The organism is Cellvibrio sp. OA-2007 (assembly GCF_000953825.1).
GTDB lineage: Bacteria > Pseudomonadota > Gammaproteobacteria > Pseudomonadales > Cellvibrionaceae > Cellvibrio.
On sequence record NZ_BBUL01000092.1, the window covers coordinates 62,368 to 79,127 of the forward strand.

General features: G+C 47.8%; 17 protein-coding genes. 6 read left to right on the plus strand and 11 right to left on the minus strand.

Translation table 11 applies throughout. The features are described 5' to 3' along the window. Positions 1–59: 59 nt before the first annotated feature. The 4 genes from AWU77_RS12990 to AWU77_RS13005 all read right to left on the minus strand — a co-directional run bounded on the left by AWU77_RS12990 (position 60) and on the right by AWU77_RS13005 (position 2,573). Entirely contained in the window at positions 60–1,013 is a 954-nt protein-coding gene (locus AWU77_RS12990; protein WP_062064093.1) for a hypothetical protein, read from the minus strand. Further along, positions 1,000–1,344 (minus strand): PadR family transcriptional regulator, encoded by a 345-nt coding sequence (locus AWU77_RS12995; protein WP_062064095.1) that lies wholly within the window; start codon positions 1,342–1,344, stop codon positions 1,000–1,002. The genes AWU77_RS12990 and AWU77_RS12995 overlap by 14 nt, the downstream gene beginning before the upstream one ends. Positions 1,345–1,490: 146 nt before the next feature. Continuing rightward, entirely contained in the window at positions 1,491–1,697 is a 207-nt protein-coding gene (locus AWU77_RS13000; protein WP_062064097.1) for a hypothetical protein, read from the minus strand. 15 nt (positions 1,698–1,712) lie between these two features. Further along, positions 1,713–2,573 carry an SPFH domain-containing protein gene (locus tag AWU77_RS13005; protein WP_062064099.1) on the minus strand — a complete coding sequence of 287 codons (861 nt, stop codon included), beginning with the start codon at positions 2,571–2,573 and terminating at the stop codon, positions 1,713–1,715. 345 nt (positions 2,574–2,918) lie between these two features. On the opposite strand from AWU77_RS13005, the gene AWU77_RS13010 reads away from it, so the two are divergent. The 4 genes from AWU77_RS13010 to AWU77_RS13025 all read left to right on the plus strand — a co-directional run bounded on the left by AWU77_RS13010 (position 2,919) and on the right by AWU77_RS13025 (position 6,635). After that, positions 2,919–4,019 carry a sensor histidine kinase gene (locus AWU77_RS13010; RefSeq protein WP_084618369.1) on the plus strand — a complete coding sequence of 367 codons (1,101 nt, stop codon included), beginning with the start codon at positions 2,919–2,921 and terminating at the stop codon, positions 4,017–4,019. A 3-nt stretch (positions 4,020–4,022) separates the two neighbouring features. Beyond that, positions 4,023–4,619 (plus strand): DNA-binding response regulator, encoded by a 597-nt coding sequence (locus AWU77_RS13015; protein WP_062064101.1) that lies wholly within the window; start codon positions 4,023–4,025, stop codon positions 4,617–4,619. Between the two features lie 73 nt (positions 4,620–4,692). Beyond that, positions 4,693–4,998: a DUF485 domain-containing protein gene (locus AWU77_RS13020; RefSeq protein ID WP_084618371.1), complete on the plus strand. Its 306-nt coding sequence runs from the start codon at positions 4,693–4,695 to the stop codon at positions 4,996–4,998. Next, a complete protein-coding gene (locus tag AWU77_RS13025; RefSeq protein ID WP_062064104.1) occupies positions 4,995–6,635 on the plus strand; it encodes a cation acetate symporter in 1,641 nt (546 codons plus the stop codon). Before AWU77_RS13020 ends, AWU77_RS13025 begins: the two co-directional genes overlap by 4 nt. A gap of 69 nt (positions 6,636–6,704) precedes the next feature. On the opposite strand, the gene AWU77_RS13030 is transcribed toward AWU77_RS13025, so the two are convergent. The 4 genes from AWU77_RS13030 to AWU77_RS13045 form a co-directional block, all read right to left on the minus strand. Then, on the minus strand, positions 6,705–7,715 hold the full coding sequence (locus AWU77_RS13030) for a glycoside hydrolase family 16 protein (protein ID WP_084618373.1): 1,011 nt from the start codon (positions 7,713–7,715) through the stop codon (positions 6,705–6,707). A gap of 168 nt (positions 7,716–7,883) precedes the next feature. Continuing rightward, complete coding sequence (locus AWU77_RS13035) at positions 7,884–8,165, minus strand: type II toxin-antitoxin system RelE/ParE family toxin (protein WP_062064106.1); 282 nt, start codon at positions 8,163–8,165, stop codon at positions 7,884–7,886. Between the two features lie 51 nt (positions 8,166–8,216). After that, positions 8,217–8,489, minus strand: coding sequence for a CopG family ribbon-helix-helix protein (locus AWU77_RS13040; protein ID WP_062064108.1), 273 nt, complete (start codon positions 8,487–8,489; stop codon positions 8,217–8,219). Positions 8,490–8,581: 92 nt separating this feature from the next. Further along, positions 8,582–9,247 (minus strand): RluA family pseudouridine synthase, encoded by a 666-nt coding sequence (locus tag AWU77_RS13045; RefSeq protein WP_062064110.1) that lies wholly within the window; start codon positions 9,245–9,247, stop codon positions 8,582–8,584. Between the two features lie 274 nt (positions 9,248–9,521). Here AWU77_RS13045 and AWU77_RS13055 point away from each other — a divergent pair, with 274 nt between their 5' ends. Further along, on the plus strand, positions 9,522–11,186 hold the full coding sequence (locus AWU77_RS13055; protein WP_062064115.1) for a nitrite/sulfite reductase: 1,665 nt from the start codon (positions 9,522–9,524) through the stop codon (positions 11,184–11,186). Further along, the gene (locus AWU77_RS13060; protein ID WP_062064117.1) at positions 11,170–11,673 is read left to right on the plus strand and encodes a DUF934 domain-containing protein; all 504 of its coding nucleotides are present in this window, start codon (positions 11,170–11,172) and stop codon (positions 11,671–11,673) included. The genes AWU77_RS13055 and AWU77_RS13060 overlap by 17 nt, the downstream gene beginning before the upstream one ends. Before the next feature lie 88 nt (positions 11,674–11,761). On the opposite strand, the gene AWU77_RS13065 is transcribed toward AWU77_RS13060, so the two are convergent. The 3 genes from AWU77_RS13065 to AWU77_RS13075 all read right to left on the minus strand — a co-directional run bounded on the left by AWU77_RS13065 (position 11,762) and on the right by AWU77_RS13075 (position 16,597). Continuing rightward, the gene (locus AWU77_RS13065) at positions 11,762–12,898 is read right to left on the minus strand and encodes a patatin-like phospholipase family protein (RefSeq protein WP_062064119.1); all 1,137 of its coding nucleotides are present in this window, start codon (positions 12,896–12,898) and stop codon (positions 11,762–11,764) included. 249 nt (positions 12,899–13,147) lie between these two features. Further along, on the minus strand, positions 13,148–14,773 hold the full coding sequence (locus AWU77_RS13070) for an AMP-binding protein (protein WP_062064120.1): 1,626 nt from the start codon (positions 14,771–14,773) through the stop codon (positions 13,148–13,150). Between the two features lie 33 nt (positions 14,774–14,806). After that, positions 14,807–16,597 carry an acyl-CoA dehydrogenase C-terminal domain-containing protein gene (locus AWU77_RS13075; RefSeq protein ID WP_062064122.1) on the minus strand — a complete coding sequence of 597 codons (1,791 nt, stop codon included), beginning with the start codon at positions 16,595–16,597 and terminating at the stop codon, positions 14,807–14,809. Positions 16,598–16,760: the final 163 nt, after the last annotated feature.

Here is a 16,760-nt window from a genome sequence, read left to right on the forward strand (position 1 = left end):
AAGCCACGCGCACTGCTCTTGTATCGATCATAACACACCCATTTTGAAGTAGTCTGCACTCACAGTGTTCGCGACAACTGCCAAATGCGATACACACTCCAACCCACCATGAACAACAACCACATACCCACCCAGAACAGCCCCGTTCCAATAACATGGTTAGCCAACTCAAGCATTTTTACCGGTTCAACCAGCGGATTATGGGTAGGTACTAAAATCTGATCCAAGCGACTGAGCTTGAGCAAAATCACAGCCGAGGCCAGATTAATCAATGCTTCTATCACCAACTTGGGAACAGTCCAATAACGATAGACCATATTCCATACACCAAAAAGCAAGGAGACAATCATCACCGCCGAAAGCAATGGAACCCATTCACTAACCGAATCAGAAAACACCGCCGCTAAGCCTGATACTTTCTCTGAAGGCATCCAAAAACTGTAGTTGAGCAATAGTAAGAAAAATAAATCACTAGCAAAATCTACACCCTGCTCCCCACCACTTATACGCTGCCAAGATCTTTTAACAGGAGGCAATTTTTCTGGTGCCCAAGACTGATATGGGCTAAATAAAGGTTTACCTCCGGGAGGATTACTAAACACATAAAAGAGCCCAGTAATCACCGCAAAAGTAATCAGACCCTTCATCACAAAACCATGCAACAGACCGATAAAGTCCATATAACCAGAGCTGAGAAAACCCACCGCAAACTGAATCAACCCCAAAATGAACACCAAAATCACACCGTAATGTAGTGACTGTTTGTAGAGAGGGAACAAATCGGCCGTGACCAACTGCTGCGCAGGTAAAAAGCGACTGGCAACCTGCTGCGGATGCCCTAGTTCTTTCAACAGGGCAGATACATCCGCTTCGGTAGCCTCTCGCCCCTGCTGCTCTGCCAAACTTTCCAGCTTATCGAGAATATTGGCACGCAACTCGCGCACAATTTCATCGCGACGAACCTCGGGTAAATAAGAAGCCACAGCACTCATATATCGATCAATTAATTGCACGATCCACCTCCACTATTTTGCCTACATGATTGTTCAACGCTTGCCACTCAGCAGTTAAACTCTCGAGCAGTACAGCTCCTTCAGGTGACAACTGATAATAGCGTCGCTCCCGCCCCTCCCCTTGTTGCCATTCGCTAGACAATAAACCTTGATCTGCCAAACGGCGTACCAGCGGATAAAGAGTTCCCTCATCTATATCCAGACCAGCGTTTTGCAATTGCTTGCGCAGCGAATAGCCGTAGTGAGGCTGGCGCAAAGAGCCCAACACCGCTAACACCAAAATCCCTCGCCGCAACTCCTGTCGCAACTTATCTAAATGCTCTTCTGACATCATAAACCCATATACTGTGTATCACACAGCAATTACTATGTACCGTACAGTATAAAAATGCAAGTGCGATCATAAAAAAAGGGGGGAGCCCGTTGAGCCCCCCCCTTTTTTTGGTTTAAGAATTATTTAGCAAAGCCCCGCCCTCATTAGCTTGGCTCTTCGCCACCACCCTCTAGCGATTCAAGATCTGTTATGACTTTTTGGGTGAGCTTAACGCGCCCGCTTTTTACTAAAGCTTCACGAAGTACAAACTCAATTTGTGCGTTCAGGCTACGCAAATCATCATCTGCCCAGCGCTGCATAGCAGCGATAACCTGATCATTAATACGCAGCGGAAATGATTTTTTAGCCACAGTCAAACGCCTGAATTAAGAGTAAATGGTGCCAGTATTAATTACCGGCCTTGCCTGCTGATCACCGCAAAGCACAACCAATAAATTACTGACCATCGCTGCTTTACGCTCAGCATCCAAATCCACTACACCCTGCTCCTTTAATTGATCAAGTGCATCAGCCACCATCCCGACCGCACCTTGAACAATAATTTTACGTGCCGCCAACACCGCACTTGCCTGTTGACGTTGCAACATAGCCTGAGCAATTTCGGGCGAATAGGCCAGATGACTCAAGCGCGCCTCAAGCACATCAACACCCGCTTTTTGTAAGCGATCCTGCACTTCACTTTTTAACTTCAGCGCGATTGCATTTGCATCACTGCGCAGCGATAAACGCTCATCCTCTGCATCGTGCTCATAAGGATAAGTAGTCGCAAGATTACGCAGTGCTGCTTCACTTTGAATCGTTACGTAGTTTTCGTAATCATCCACCTCAAACACAGCTTCAGCGGTATCTACCACGCGCCAAACAATCACCGCGGCAATTTCAATCGGATTACCATTTGCATCATTCACTTTTAAGCGACCAGACTCAAAATTACGCACCCGCAAACTCACCGATTTTTTACTGTACAGCGGGTTAGCCCAGCGCAGGCCATTTGTACGATCGGTACCGCTATATTGCCCAAATAATTGGAGCACCTTACCTTGGTTTGGCTGCACCATGTAAAAGCCGAACCAGCAAATAAAAACCATAACCACGGCCAAGACAGCAATAATCTTTAGTAGGCCAGGAAGCACAAAGACACCGCCAATACTGATCAATTGCAACACCAATAAAACCACCAACAAAAAATAACCCGATCCACTACGCGCTTCTAGTTCATGAACCATGATGTGCTCCTTTAGCCTCTTATTGATATCATTAAGATATCAAATTAATACACAAAAATGTCATTGTAAAGACTTTTTACCACTACACTAAAACTGAATTTTTCAACCAGCCAATTTATCCAGCTTAACTATGACGCCATAAATAGCTTTTCACACCGATGTAACACTCTGACAATTGTCACTGCCAGCTAATGACTTTCACGGCTGGTATAAGCACTAGTGTTGCAGCAAACTTAACTGCTATTTTGCTTGTTCACCTAATTACCGCCAGAGCTGATTTCAAGCGCAAGGCGATCATAATAGTGGCGAGCATTCACTCTGGAACCACCGCCCGGACATGACGCTATGACACCACACGCTGTACAATGCGCAGGCTCCATCTACTCTGCCAAATCCTGGATTTGGCTGGTTTTCAGTCTTTATTATTTTGTTCCCGTCTACTACATGCCATTTAGCACACTCGCTCAAGTACTGTTAGTGGGTGTCTATTGTGTATTTGTATCGCTGTATTTAGTGGCGATCACACTTAAACCCAACCAGGTTTGGAAACCATTACTGGCAATTGTATTGTTAGCATTAGTCATCACGCCCTACACTCCTGGCTCTAGCACGTTTTTTTCTTACATAGGTTTTTTAGTTGGATTTACCTATCGCACCAAAACCTGGTTGCTCTTTACCAGCTTATTGGTCGCGCTGATTATTGCGATGCATTATCAATTTAATTACCCATTTCCCTTTTTTGCGTTTCCTGCACTCTCTGGTTTAGCGACTATTGGTATCGTTGGTTATATTGAAAAGTTGCGCATGGAAGCGCGCATCAGCCAACAAAAAAGTCATCAGGAAATTGAGCAGCTTGCGGTGATTGCCGAGCGTGAACGGATTGCGCGCGATCTGCACGATATTCTTGGCCACACATTATCCAGCATTGCACTCAAAGCCGAGCTAGCCGAAAAATTATTAGCGCAGGAAAAACATGAGCAGGTAAAACAACATCTCTCTGAGCTGCATCACATTGCGCGCAACAGTTTGAGCTTGGTACGCCAGACAGTCTCTGGTTATAAGCATCGCGGCCTCTCTGGAGAGGTGATGGAGCTATGCGAAAAGCTACGTCAAAACGGTTTTGTGGTGGATTTAAACGGTGATATTCCACAACTTACACCACGTGCAGAAACAGCTATTATTTTGGCACTGACGGAACTAACCACCAACGTGCTGCGCCACAGCAACGGCAACCACTGCCAAATTGAGTTTCGCCAAAGTAGCGATAAAATTCTGGTCAGCATGCGCGATAACGGCGCAGTAAAACACCTGGTGCCGGGCAATGGTTTGCAGGGCATACAAGAGCGCTTGCATGCATTAACGGGTGACTTACAGTCATCTATTCACAGAGGATGTGAATTTGTTATTTCGCTGCCGCGCAATGAACTTCAACAGCAGGCGTCATAATCCATGAAAATTTTATTGGCTGAAGATCAATCCATGGTGCGCGGCGCCTTGGCAGCACTATTAAGCATGGAAGAAGGTTTTGAAATCACCCAAGCGGAAGATGGTGATCGTGCCTGGCTGTTAATGAAACAAAACAGTTACGATATTTTACTCACTGATATCGAAATGCCGGGGCGCTCCGGCCTTGAATTAGCGCAGTGGGTATTGCAACAAAAACTGCCGATTAAAACTATCATCATCACCACCTTTGGCCGCTCAGGTTATATTCGCCGCGCGATTGATATGGGAGTCTCCGGTTTTTTATTAAAAGATGCCCCTTCCGAGCAACTCATCCAAGCTATTTATAAAGTAATGGATGGCAAACGCGTGATTGACGGCGAGCTGGCGATGATGGCGCTGGGTGAAAGCGACCCACTTAATGATAAAGAACGCCGCGCACTGCGTTTGGCTGCCGAAGGAAAAACGACTGCCGAAATCGCGGTGGTATTGTGTTTATCGGAAGGTACTGTACGCAATTATCTCTCAGAGGCGATTGCCAAACTCAACGCCGCCAACCGCGTAGATGCCGCGCGTATCGCCCGTCAAAAAGGTTGGATTTAATAATTCCTTGACCTTGCATACAAGTTCGGCATTTAATCCCCCTACTAATTAACAATAACAAGGGGAACCTGAAATGCAGATTGAATCTATCCGGCAGCTGCCGGAATATGCGGCCCTGACCCGCGCGCGCAAAAAAATTATGTGGCCTTTGTCATTAGCTACTATCGGTGCTTATTTTGCGCTTATCCTAACCATCGCGTTCCACCCCACTACCCTTGGTATGCCAATTGGCGATGGAGTTACCTCCATCGGTATGGTGTTGGGTTTAGGTGTGATTCTGTTTTGTATGGTGATCACCGGGATTTATGTCTCCTACGCCAACCGGGTACTAGAGCCGTTGACTAAGGCTATAGTGCAGAAAGCCGGAGGCCAGCAATGAAGTACAACGCTCCTATTGCATTAATTCTTTCTGCTATGGCGACCTGCGCTTGGGCACAAGCGAGCAGTGAAAAAAGTATTAATGTTATCGCTATTGCGATGTTTTTAGCTTTTGTGACAGTAACACTGGGTATTACCTATTGGGCCGCACGCCGCACAAAAACCGCGAGCGATTTTTATGCGGCCGGTGGTGGCATTACTGGTTTTCAAAATGGTTTAGCGATCGCAGGCGATTATATGTCGGCCGCGTCTTTTTTAGGCATCGCGGGATTGGTTTACACCTCGGGTTTTGATGGTTTGATTTATGCGATTGGTTTTTTAGTCGGCTGGCCGATTGTATTGGTGCTTATCGCTGAACCATTGCGTAACCTTGGCAAATACACCTTTGCCGATGTAGCCTCGTTTCGCTTGCAACAAAAACCGATTCGTATTCTTGCCGCCAGCGGTTCGCTGGTGACGGTGATTTTTTATCTGATCGCACAAATGGTGGGTGCCGGCAAATTAATTGAGTTGCTGTTCGGCCTGCCTTACGAGTATGCCGTCATCATTGTTGGAGTATTGATGACACTCTACGTGACCTTTGGCGGCATGCTCGCCACGACTTGGGTACAACTTATTAAAGCGATTTTGTTATTGTCTGGCGCATCGCTAATGGCATTTTTAGTGATGATGCAATTTGGCTTTAGTTTTGAAAATTTATTCGCCGAGGCGGTAAAAGTACATTCCAAAGCCAACGCGATTATGGCGCCCGGCACACTGGTTAGCGACCCTATTTCCGCCATTTCACTCGGTATCGCCCTCATGTTCGGCACCGCTGGTTTGCCGCATATTTTGATGCGTTTCTTCACTGTGAAAGATGCCGTACAAGCGCGCCGGTCAGTATTTTATGCCACTGGTTTTATCGGTTATTTCTATATTCTCACCTTTATTATCGGCTTTGGCGCAATCATTTTGCTGCTGAAAAATCCTGCGTACTTCACCGATGGTGCCTTGATCGGCGGCGCGAATATGGCCGCGATTCACTTATCGCAAGCCTTAGGTGGCGATGTATTACTCGGTTTTATTTCTGCAGTTGCTTTCGCCACCATTCTCGCGGTGGTATCGGGTTTAACCCTGGCCGGATCGAGCGCTATTTCGCACGATCTCTACGCAACCTTGGTGTTAAAAGGCAATCACGACGAGAAAAAAGAAATCCGCGCATCGCGTATCGCCACTGTTTGTCTGGGTGTAATTGCAGTATTGCTCGGTATCGTGTTTGAAAAACAAAACGTTGCCTTTATGGTTGGCCTCGCCTTCTGTGTTGCCGCCAGCGCTAACTTCCCGATTTTGCTACTCAGTATGTACTGGCGCAAACTCACTACACGCGGCGCGGTGATGGGTGGTGGTTTGGGATTGTCTACTGCCGTTATCTTGGTGGTACTCGGGCCAACCGTGTGGGTGGATGCATTCGGTAATGCAACTGCGATTTTTCCTTACAAGTATCCGGCGATCTTCTCCGTAACCGCTGCGTTTATCGGCATCTGGTTTTTCTCTATCACCGATAAATCCGCCAATGCCGCTGCAGAACAAGCCGCATTTGATGCGCAGTTTGTGCGTTCACAAACAGGGATTGGTGCAGAAGAAGCTGCACAGCATTAATAGCTCATCATAAAAAATGCCCGAGCACTCACCATGTTCGGGCATTTTTTTATTCCGCGTTGAAGATAATTACAAACCGCAGGGCGACGGCAACGCCGGATTCTGCTCTTGCACATTATCAACATACGTCACTTTTTTACTGCGCATATCGGCGATTTGCGCTTCTACTTCAGCAGTAGTAATAGCTACACCTTCCTGAAAAAACACCCAGTCGACATCTTCTTGATACTCACGCATTTCAGGTGAATCTACTGGCCCCAAAGAGCCATCTGCACCTTTGGGCATAAACCACAAATTGAAATTGATCGACATAAAATCTTCCGGATAGACCGCGCTGCTATGCTCGGAAAATAATTTACCGTCTACATAGTAAGTGACTTTCTTATCGGCAACCGTCAATACCAGTGTGCGCCAACCGGCGTAGCTGCCTTCAACACGGGTAAATTCATTTACTTTAGTCCAAGGCTCTAGCTGGAAAGTATCCCAACTGGTGGTCCACATAGCGGGGTTGGCATCTTCACCCCAACCGCCGTTGGGCAGATATTCAAAATCGGTTTCGCTGTAATTTTTATCCATTGGCGCTTTGAGCGGACTAATCGCATAAAACGTTTGAATCACTTCGTCGCCATCTGGCCCATAAGTTGGCGCATCGCGGAAAAATACCCGCGCAGCGTAAGTGCCTTCACGATATTTACGCGCATGGCAAAACTGTGTGTGACGGGTTTTTTCACCGGTGCCATTGGTTACTGAACTCATACGCACGGCACCCGCTTCGGTGTCAGGAATATCAGCATGGAAAGACAATCCCTCTGCTGACCAAGTAGCGCCCTTGATACCCGGATGTCCGGTTTCAGTACGCACTTTCCAACCATTGCCGTAAAACGCATCGATGGATTGATAATTAAAATCATCAAAAAATACCGCTGCTTGCGCAGATGCAGCGACTGAGGATGCCGCAGTAGATGAGGCTGGGGTTACCGATAAAACTGACTCAGCAGATGAGTCAGTTTTGGAACCGCAGCCGACAAATGCAATTGAGGCGGAGAGAATACTGGCGAGAAAAAATCGTTGATGACCCATGTTGTTATCCTTTGTGGTTGATTGAGCTAGCAAATCTCTCGCACACCAGACAACGTTGTCAAACAATTTGATATTTAAGTACTGCAACTTAACGAGGATTTACATAAGTTAATGCAAAATGAAAATGTCGTTTTTACTCTAAGAGAATAAAATTCGACCAAGCAAATCCTAATCGTTGTTTTCGAGGTGATGCCAAATACGCAAAACACATAAGGAATCAGTTTGCACTGCATAGCGCACAATGTAATTGCCAAACACAAAGTCTTTAACAGAGCCCGCTACGGGAGCTTGGCTTACATTGATGCCAAGCTGAGGAAAAGCTTTTAGATGCTCGATACGTTGCAGCAGTTGCTGTGCGATACGCGCGGCAGCTTGGGGATTGTGTACCGCAATAAAATTGCGCAGCCGCACCAAATCGTCCAGGGCATCGGCGGAATAGATCAACTTCATCTATTTGTCCTTAATTATCTTTTATCCTGCTTTTAATGATGGAAACATTCTTTACTGACCTACTTGGGGCGGGGATTTTTCATCATCTTTGCCCCAGCTTTCCAGCCAGAGCTGCACCGCCTCACCTGACACTACCTGACCTTTAGCCACTGAGTCCATGGCATGCAGAGTTTCTTGCCAGCGTGTTTTTTCTTGTGTTTGCCGCTCGATATACTCTTTAAGCGCTTGATTAATCAACCAGCTCTTGCTGCGCTCCTGACTGATGGCCATAGCCTCCAGCCCCTGCTCCACTTCTGGCTGCAATCTTACCGATGTGATGCTCATATCTACCTCTGCAATACTATCGATTACGTTGTATTACATTGTAACCACTCTCAAAACCAGCGGCTAGTTTTTATCCGTCTCAGATTTCAGCATTAAAAATCAGGCTTCGCCGCAATAAAAACCTCAGCTCCCGTCACCGGATGCACAAACCGTAAATCCGTCGCATGCAGCAGTAAACGATCTGCCGCTTTGGCGTAGTCACCACCATAGAACTCACAACCTAAAATGGGGTGCCCTATTGCCTGTAAATGCAGGCGCAGTTGGTGCGAGCGGCCAGTGATGGGATGTAACAACACCCGTGTGGTCTGCGCCTGTTTATCCCTACTAATCACCGTGTATTCAGTGATAGAAGGTTTACCGGTTGCCGAACAGATTTTGTATTTTGGCCCTTCATCTGCGGCGATAGCTAAATCAATGACACCTTCGTCGTGCGCCATCAAACCAGCGACCACTGCGGTGTAATGTTTACTCACCGTGCGCGCCTGAAACTGTTTGCTAATGTGGGACAACGCAGGCTTATTGAGGGGAATCACCATCACGCCCGAGGTATCAAAATCCAACCGGTGCACAATGGCGGCACTTGGGTAATCCGGTAGCAGGCGGCTAATCACTGAATCGCGGTTTTGTGGATGGCGGCCGGGCACGCTGAGCAGGCGTGTGGGTTTGTTAATCAGGAGAAAATCAGTATCGCGTTGCAATATCTCAAGCTGGCCATCGCACGGCGGCAGGATAAATAATTGGTCAATATCTGCTTGCATAAGTTAAATCGATAATAGATAGACAAAAAATCAATAAGGCCATGATACCAGCCCCAGCCCACTAAACTTGCGCCTCATAACCGATAGGCACAAACTTAGCGCTAAAGGTGTGTTCACATCTGCATAAGCTGCTGCTATCTTGCCGCCGCAAAACTCGCCGGAACTGGGCTTTTCCTGTATCCTGCGCGCCTCAATTTTCAGCCTACAGTGCCATTCCGTGATGGCCTCACCTAGCTGTAGGTACAGCCCTAGACATAAATAGGTATCTAGCTCCATGTATATCTACGACGAGTACGACCACAGCATTCTGCGCCAGCGTATCGCACAATTTCGCGGCCAGACCGAGCGCTTTCTGGCAGGCGAACTTCCGCCTGAACAGTTCTTACCATTGCGCCTGCAAAACGGCCTTTATGTACAGCGCTTGGCGCCTATGCTGCGCATTAATGTGCCTTACGGGATGGTGAACAGCGCGCAATTGCGTAAATTGGCGCATATCGCTCGCCATTACGACAAAGGCTATTGCCACGTCAGTACCCGTCAGAATATCCAGTACAACTGGCCAGATCTGACCGAAGTGCCCGATATTCTTGCCGAATTGGCAGAAGTGGGCATGCACGGCACCCAGTCGAGTGGTAACTGTATCCGCAATACCACCTCCGACCAGTTTGCCGGTGTAGCACCAGACGAGCTGATCGATCCGCGCCCCTACTGCGAAATTATTCGCCAGTGGTCCAGTTTCCACCCTGAGTTCGCCTTTTTGCCGCGCAAATTCAAAATCGCCGTGACCGGTTCGACGCAAGATCGCGCCGCAGTGCAAGTACACGATATCGGCCTGCAATTAGTACTTAACGATAAGGGCGAAGTCGGCTTTAAAGTCTATGTCGGCGGCGGCTTGGGTCGCACCCCGGTGATCGGCGTGGCAATTCGCGAATTCCTGCCAGAAGCGGATTTGCTGTCTTACCTTGAAGCGATTTTGCGTGTGTACAACTTGTTTGGTCGTCGTGACAACAAGTACAAAGCTCGTATAAAAATTCTGGTACGCGCCTTAACCCCAGAAGTCTTTGCACAAAAAGTGGAAGACGAATGGCAACACTTAAAAGATGGCATGAACAAACTGACGCAAGCTGAAATTGAGCGCGCGAAAGGTTTCTTTACTGCGCCAGCTTACGAAACCATCGATAACGCAGCTGCCCAAGCCAGTGTCGATACCCAAGCCGCTGAAAGCGTCGCTTTTGGCAAATGGCTACAACGCAATGTGCGTGAACACAAAATTGCTGGTTACGCCTCAGTCACTCTCTCACTGAAGCCCACCGGTGTTGCCCCTGGCGATATTACCGATACTCAACTGGAAATTATCGCCAACCTCGCCGACAAATTTAGTTTTGGCGAAGCACGCACCACCCACGAACAAAATATCGTGCTGGCAGATGTGAAAAAGACCGAGCTGTTTGCTCTCTGGCAAGAGTGTAAAGCCGCCGGTTTTGCCACACCCAACATCGGCACTATTACCGATATTATCTGCTGCCCCGGCGGTGACTTCTGTTCACTCGCCAACGCCAAATCCATTCCAATCGCCGAAGCGATTCAGCGCCAGTTTGAAGATTTGGATTATGTCTATGACCTGGGCGATATCGACCTGAATATTTCCGGTTGTATGAATGCCTGTGGCCATCACCATGTGGGTCATATTGGCATTCTCGGTGTGGATAAATCCGGCAAAGAATTTTACCAGGTACAGTTGGGCGGTAACGCCAGCAACGACGCCTCACTCGGCGATGTCCTCGGCCCCTCTTTCGGTGCTGACGATATGCCAAGCGTGATTCAAAAAATTGTCGATGTGTATGTTGCCAATCGCACCGCAGAAGAATTATTTATCGATACCTATCGCCGTATAGGTGCCGCTCCCTTCAAGGAGAAAGTTTATGCAAAAGCTAATTAAAGACGGCGTTATCGCTGAAAACACTTGGGCATTTATCGCCAAAGCCGAAGGTGAAGCCGCTGCGGTTGCAGTGCCTGCCGGGCAAGTGTTGATCCCTGTCGCGGTATGGCTCGCACAAAAAGATCAGCTGCAAAACCGCACCGATATAGGCGTGTGGATTGATAGCGATGAAGCTGCCGAACTGATTGGTGAAGAAGCCAATCGATTTGCCGTGATCGGTATTAACTTCCCCGGTTTTATGGATGGCCGCCCCTTCTCTACTGCACGCTTGTTGCGCGAGCGCTACGGTTTTAAAGGTGAGTTGCGCGCGACGGGCAACTTTATTCGCGACCAACTTTGTTACCTGCGCCGCTGTGGCGTAAATGCATTTGCATTTGCCAACCCCGAAGCCAATTTAGAAGAAGCGGTAAAATCTCTCAGCGATTTGCAGGAATATTATCAAGCCGCAGTTGACCAACCTCTGCCATTGTTCCGTCGCCGTGCTTGATTTTATGAATCTATAAACGTTTGCTGTGTTTAAATAAAAACGCCGCTGTTTGCATAAACAGCGGCGTTTTTTATTTCACCGTTCCAGATTATTCAGCAAAAAAACGGCGAATATTGTCTGCTTCTGCCAAGGTATCTGTTCGCCCTAATTCAATCAGCTCGGTAATAAACTCATTGGAAAACAATAAGTAACTCGCAGCAGTTGCACCGCCACCTTTTGCGGTAGAACCAGTTGCACGCATAAAAAAGCGCAAGCTTTTCGGCAGGTAACGCACATTGCGCCCGGCAATACCATCGATGGGGTAAGAAGGAGAAATCGCCATATTGGCTACTGGCCGCAATATGATTCCATTTTCTTCCCGCACAGATTCCGGAATCAGTTTTAGCAACTGATTCATTCGCTCCAAATGCTCCAAATCACTTTCCATTGCATCAACAAACGCGCTGTTAAACAAGTGACCAACAATTTGCCCCATGGATGGCGAATGGCGATGTGGTACACGTCGATTGGCTTTTTGTGCGGTGCGGTTACCACTCACCCCCACTACAAACAAAGAATCAGCACCTAAATGCAATGCCGGGCTCATAGGTGCCAGTTGACGCAATGCACCATCACCAAAATATTCACGGTTAATGCGCACTGCGGGAAAAATAGTAGGAATGGCAGACGACGCCAACAAATGCTCCAGACGCAACTGTGTTGGCACACCGGCGCGACGATAACGCGACCAGCCTTGCAAGCTAGGGTGCCCCTGAAAAAAACTTACCGAGTGGCCGGATGTATAACCCATCGCCGAGATACTAACCGCCAATAATCGGCCCGAGTCGATTGCATCCGTAAGGTTTTCAAAATGGATTTTAGAACCCAACAAATTCCACAGTGGGCCATTATCCAAAAGTGATAAGGGCTTGCGGCGCCCCATACCTTCATTCATTAGGGACAAGCCTAAATAGGACAGGCCTTTAAAAATATCCATCCAACCGTGGCGATACACCTGGCCAATTTCCAGGTTCAACCACATGCGGGTAAGTGCAGTAACAGCAGATTTGAAATTGCCCTTGTGAGCCGCGATCGCCAAAGCGTTAATCGCACCGGCAGAAGTGCCGCAGATAATAGGGAAAGGGTTTTCACAGTCGTCGGGCAGTATTTCAGTCAAAGCCTGTAATACGCCCACTTGATAAGCGGCGCGTGCACCACCGCCAGATAAGATCAAAGCTCTTTTCATAACGCTACTTAACCAGTTGCCTACATTTTTTATTTAACATTGTTGCAACATCTATTTTTATTAATAACTTGATCGACTCACATTAGCTTAGCAGCTGGCGTCTATATTTACCTAACGATCAGTCTTTTCTGTCGCGGCGCCAAATAAAAAAGCACCTGACTTAAGGTGCTTTCTCTCCATACAGATGCGATTCACGCTTGGTTGAGTACGGCAATTCATCCACGTACTTCACACCAGACAGCATCATGTTTATTTTGCTTTTGCCAATTCCTCATCACGCAGCTCACGCCGTAAAATTTTCCCCACGTTAGTCTTTGGAAGCTCTTTGCGGAACTCAATTAAGTGGGGAACCTTATACGCAGTTAGCGTTTCTTTAGCGAATTTACGCACCTGCTCAATGGTTAATTGCTCATTGGTGGTCACAATAAATGCTTTGACTGTTTCGCTGCCGTCGCCATCCGGCACACCGACAATCGCAACCTCAACTATATCAGGGTGACTACTCAGTGCATCCTCCACCTCGTTGGGGAATACCTTAAAGCCGCTCACATTAATCATGTCTTTTTTGCGGTCGACAATTTTAATGTAACCATCTGCTTGAATTACCGCGATATCACCTGTTTGGAACCAGCCATCGGCATCAATCACTTCTGCCGTAGCATCTGGGCGCAGCCAGTAACCTTTCATCACTTGTGGGCCTTTCACACATAGCTCACCAGCCTCACCGGTTGGCAGGCTATTACCCGCATCATCTATCACTTTGCATTGGGTATCGATTAAAGGCAGACCTACAGTGCCATATTGCACATTAGCCAACGGGTTATTAGAGACAACCGGTGAGGTTTCCGTCAGGCCATAACCTTCACTGATAGGTGCTTTAGTAACCTCGATCCAATGTTTGGTAGTTTCCGCGGTGAGTGCCATACCGCCAGAACAAGTGAGGCGTAAATGACTAAAGTCCAATTTGTCAAACTCAGGGTGGCGCAACAGTGCGTTAAATAAAGTGTTGAGCCCAACAAAAAAGGTAATGGGTTTTCCCTGCAATGTTTTTATAAAACCAGGAATATCACGCGGATTGGGAATTAAAAGGCTGTGATTGCCCAACGCCATAGCCGAAGTGCAATGAATGGTAAAAGAGTAGATGTGATAAAGCGGTAAAGGTGCGACATAAAGCTCTTGAGCTGCACGAAAAACATCTTTCATACGATCGTTGAGCTGCGCCATATTGGCCACTAAATTTCGATGGGTAAGCATTGCGCCTTTTGCCACACCAGTTGTGCCACCGGTGTATTGCAAGACCGCCACATCATCCGGTGTTTGCGCAACGGATTGCCAAGGATGTGCAGCTAACGCAAGTGCTTTATTAAAACTGATCTGCTGCGGAAACTCATAGGGCGGAACCATTTTTTTAATATGCTTTACCGCAAAATTTAACAGCATGCGCTTGAGCGGCGAATGCAAATCAGCCAGCTCGGTTACTATAACCTGCTCAACTCCCGTCTCTTTGATAATCGCGGCTGCATTTTTTGCAATATTCGCCAGCACCACCAAGGCTTTTGCACCCGAATCGTTGAGCTGATGTTTTATTTCGTGTGCGGTATAAAGTGGATTGGTATTCACCACCACCATACCTGCACGCAATGCGCCAAAAATAACAACGGGATATTGCAAAATATTCGGCAACTGTACTGCGATTCTATCGCCCGGTTTTAATCCGGTATGCTGTTGCAAATAAGCGGCAAAACGACCCGACAGACGATCAAGGTCAGCATAGGTCAGAGTTCGCTCCATACAGGTGAACGCACTTTTGTCAGCAAATGATTTACAGGACTCAGCAAATACCTCAGCAAGGGTTCTGTTGTAATTCAGCGACATTCGACACACTCCACTTTTGTTATTTTTTAAAGATTAAAAATCGGCGCTCGCCAAGCTCATTAAATTGTCTGCACCAGATTCCATCGCCTTAATTAACCCCATAGTGCGCGGCAATATACGCGCAAAATAAAATTCAGCAGCCGCCAATTTTGCTCGATAAAAACCTGGGTCAGCGACCGGCTGTGCAAGCTGGCGCAATGCTACCTGTTGCGCCTTTAGCCACAAAAAAGCCACCACAAGATAGCCCGAACACATTAGATAATCTACCGCAGCCGCGCCAATTTCGTCTGGATTCTGCTGTGCCTGACGCGCTATGTGCATGCTCAATTGCTGCCACTCTTCACTGAGTGTAGCTAATTGTGCAGCATGCGCCGCCAGTTGTTCGGTGTCATCGCAACTACGGCAGAGCTGTGTTATTTCATCAATCAACGGCGCCAGTGTTTTGCCCCCAGCTCCCAACACCTTGCGCCCTAGTAAATCCAGCGCCTGAATGCCCGTAGTACCTTCGTATAAAGTGGCGATGCGGCAATCCCGTAGATTCTGCTCCAAGCCCCAATCGCGGATATAGCCGTGGCCGCCAAGGCACTGAAGTGCAAGGTTTGCCGATTCAAAACCCGCCTCTGTGCTAAAAGCTTTCACTATAGGAGTCAACAATCCGAGCAAATCCACCGCCTGTTGGCGCTCATCCGCATCCGTTGAATGTTGGCTCACATCCATTTTTATGCTGGCGTAGTAACTCAGCATGCGAATCCCTTCAACTAACGATTTTTGCGTAAGCAGCATGCGGCGAATATCAGGGTGCACAATGATGGGGTCGGCGGGACCTGCGGTATTTTTCACTCCGCTCAAGGAGCGCATTTGCAAGCGTTCACGGGCATACAAGCGCGCTTGTTGGTAACCAAACTCTGCGTGGGCAAGCCCCTGCAAACCGGAACCGATACGCGCCAGGTTCATAAAGGTAAACATATGGTTTAAACCTTTATTGACCTCACCCAGCAAACAACCTTTTGCCCCCTCAAATTGCAGCACACAAGTTGCGTTGCCGTGAATTCCCATCTTATCTTCAAGCGACGAGCAGCTAACACCATTGACCGAGGCGAGCGAGCCATCGTCTTTTAACTGTATCTTGGGTACTACAAACAGGGAGATACCTTTAGTGCCTGCCGGTGCATCGGGCAGACGCGCAAGCACTATATGGACAATATTTTCGGCGAGATCATGATCGCCAGAGGAGATAAAGATCTTGGTGCCAGTGATCAAATAGCTACCGTCAGGTTGAGGCTCAGCGCGAGTGCGCAGCAAGCCCAGGTCACTACCTGCATGCGCCTCCGTCAAACACATAGTGCCGGTCCAGCGGCCCGAAATCAGCGCCGGCAAATACTGTTGTTTTTGCTGCTCGGTGCCGTGGATTTCGATGGTATGCATGGCGCCTTGGGATAATCCGGCGTACATGCCCCAAGCCCAGTTAGGCGTGCCGATAATTTCACTCAGAATCACACCGAGGGATTGTGGCAAACCCTGCCCACCATAGGCCGTTGAGCGCGACAATGTAGGCCACCCGGCGTCGCAATACTGTTGATAGGCCTGTTTAAACCCAGACGGTGTGACGACATTGCCGTCGATTAATTTACACCCCTGTTGATCGCCAACCGGGCCAAGTGGTGCCAGCACTTCCTCGGCAAAGCGCGCAGCCTCACCCAAAAAAGCGCCAGTCAACTCGCGATCTACAGACGCATGACCTATCGCACCACAATGCTGCTCGTACTTAAACAGTTCAAACAGAGTGAAATCAATATCGCGCAAGGGCGTTCGGTAATTGTTCATCCTTAAGTACCCAGCAAAAGCTCGTTAAGAAATGGAAATAGTGATCACTAAAAGAGTGTCACGGCGGTTGATTGTTTCATTATGGTTTACATCTTGGCAGATACAGCCGTTATGTCAAATAGATGTATTTTTTGTCATTTCAAGAACTAAAAGTTTGGATAAA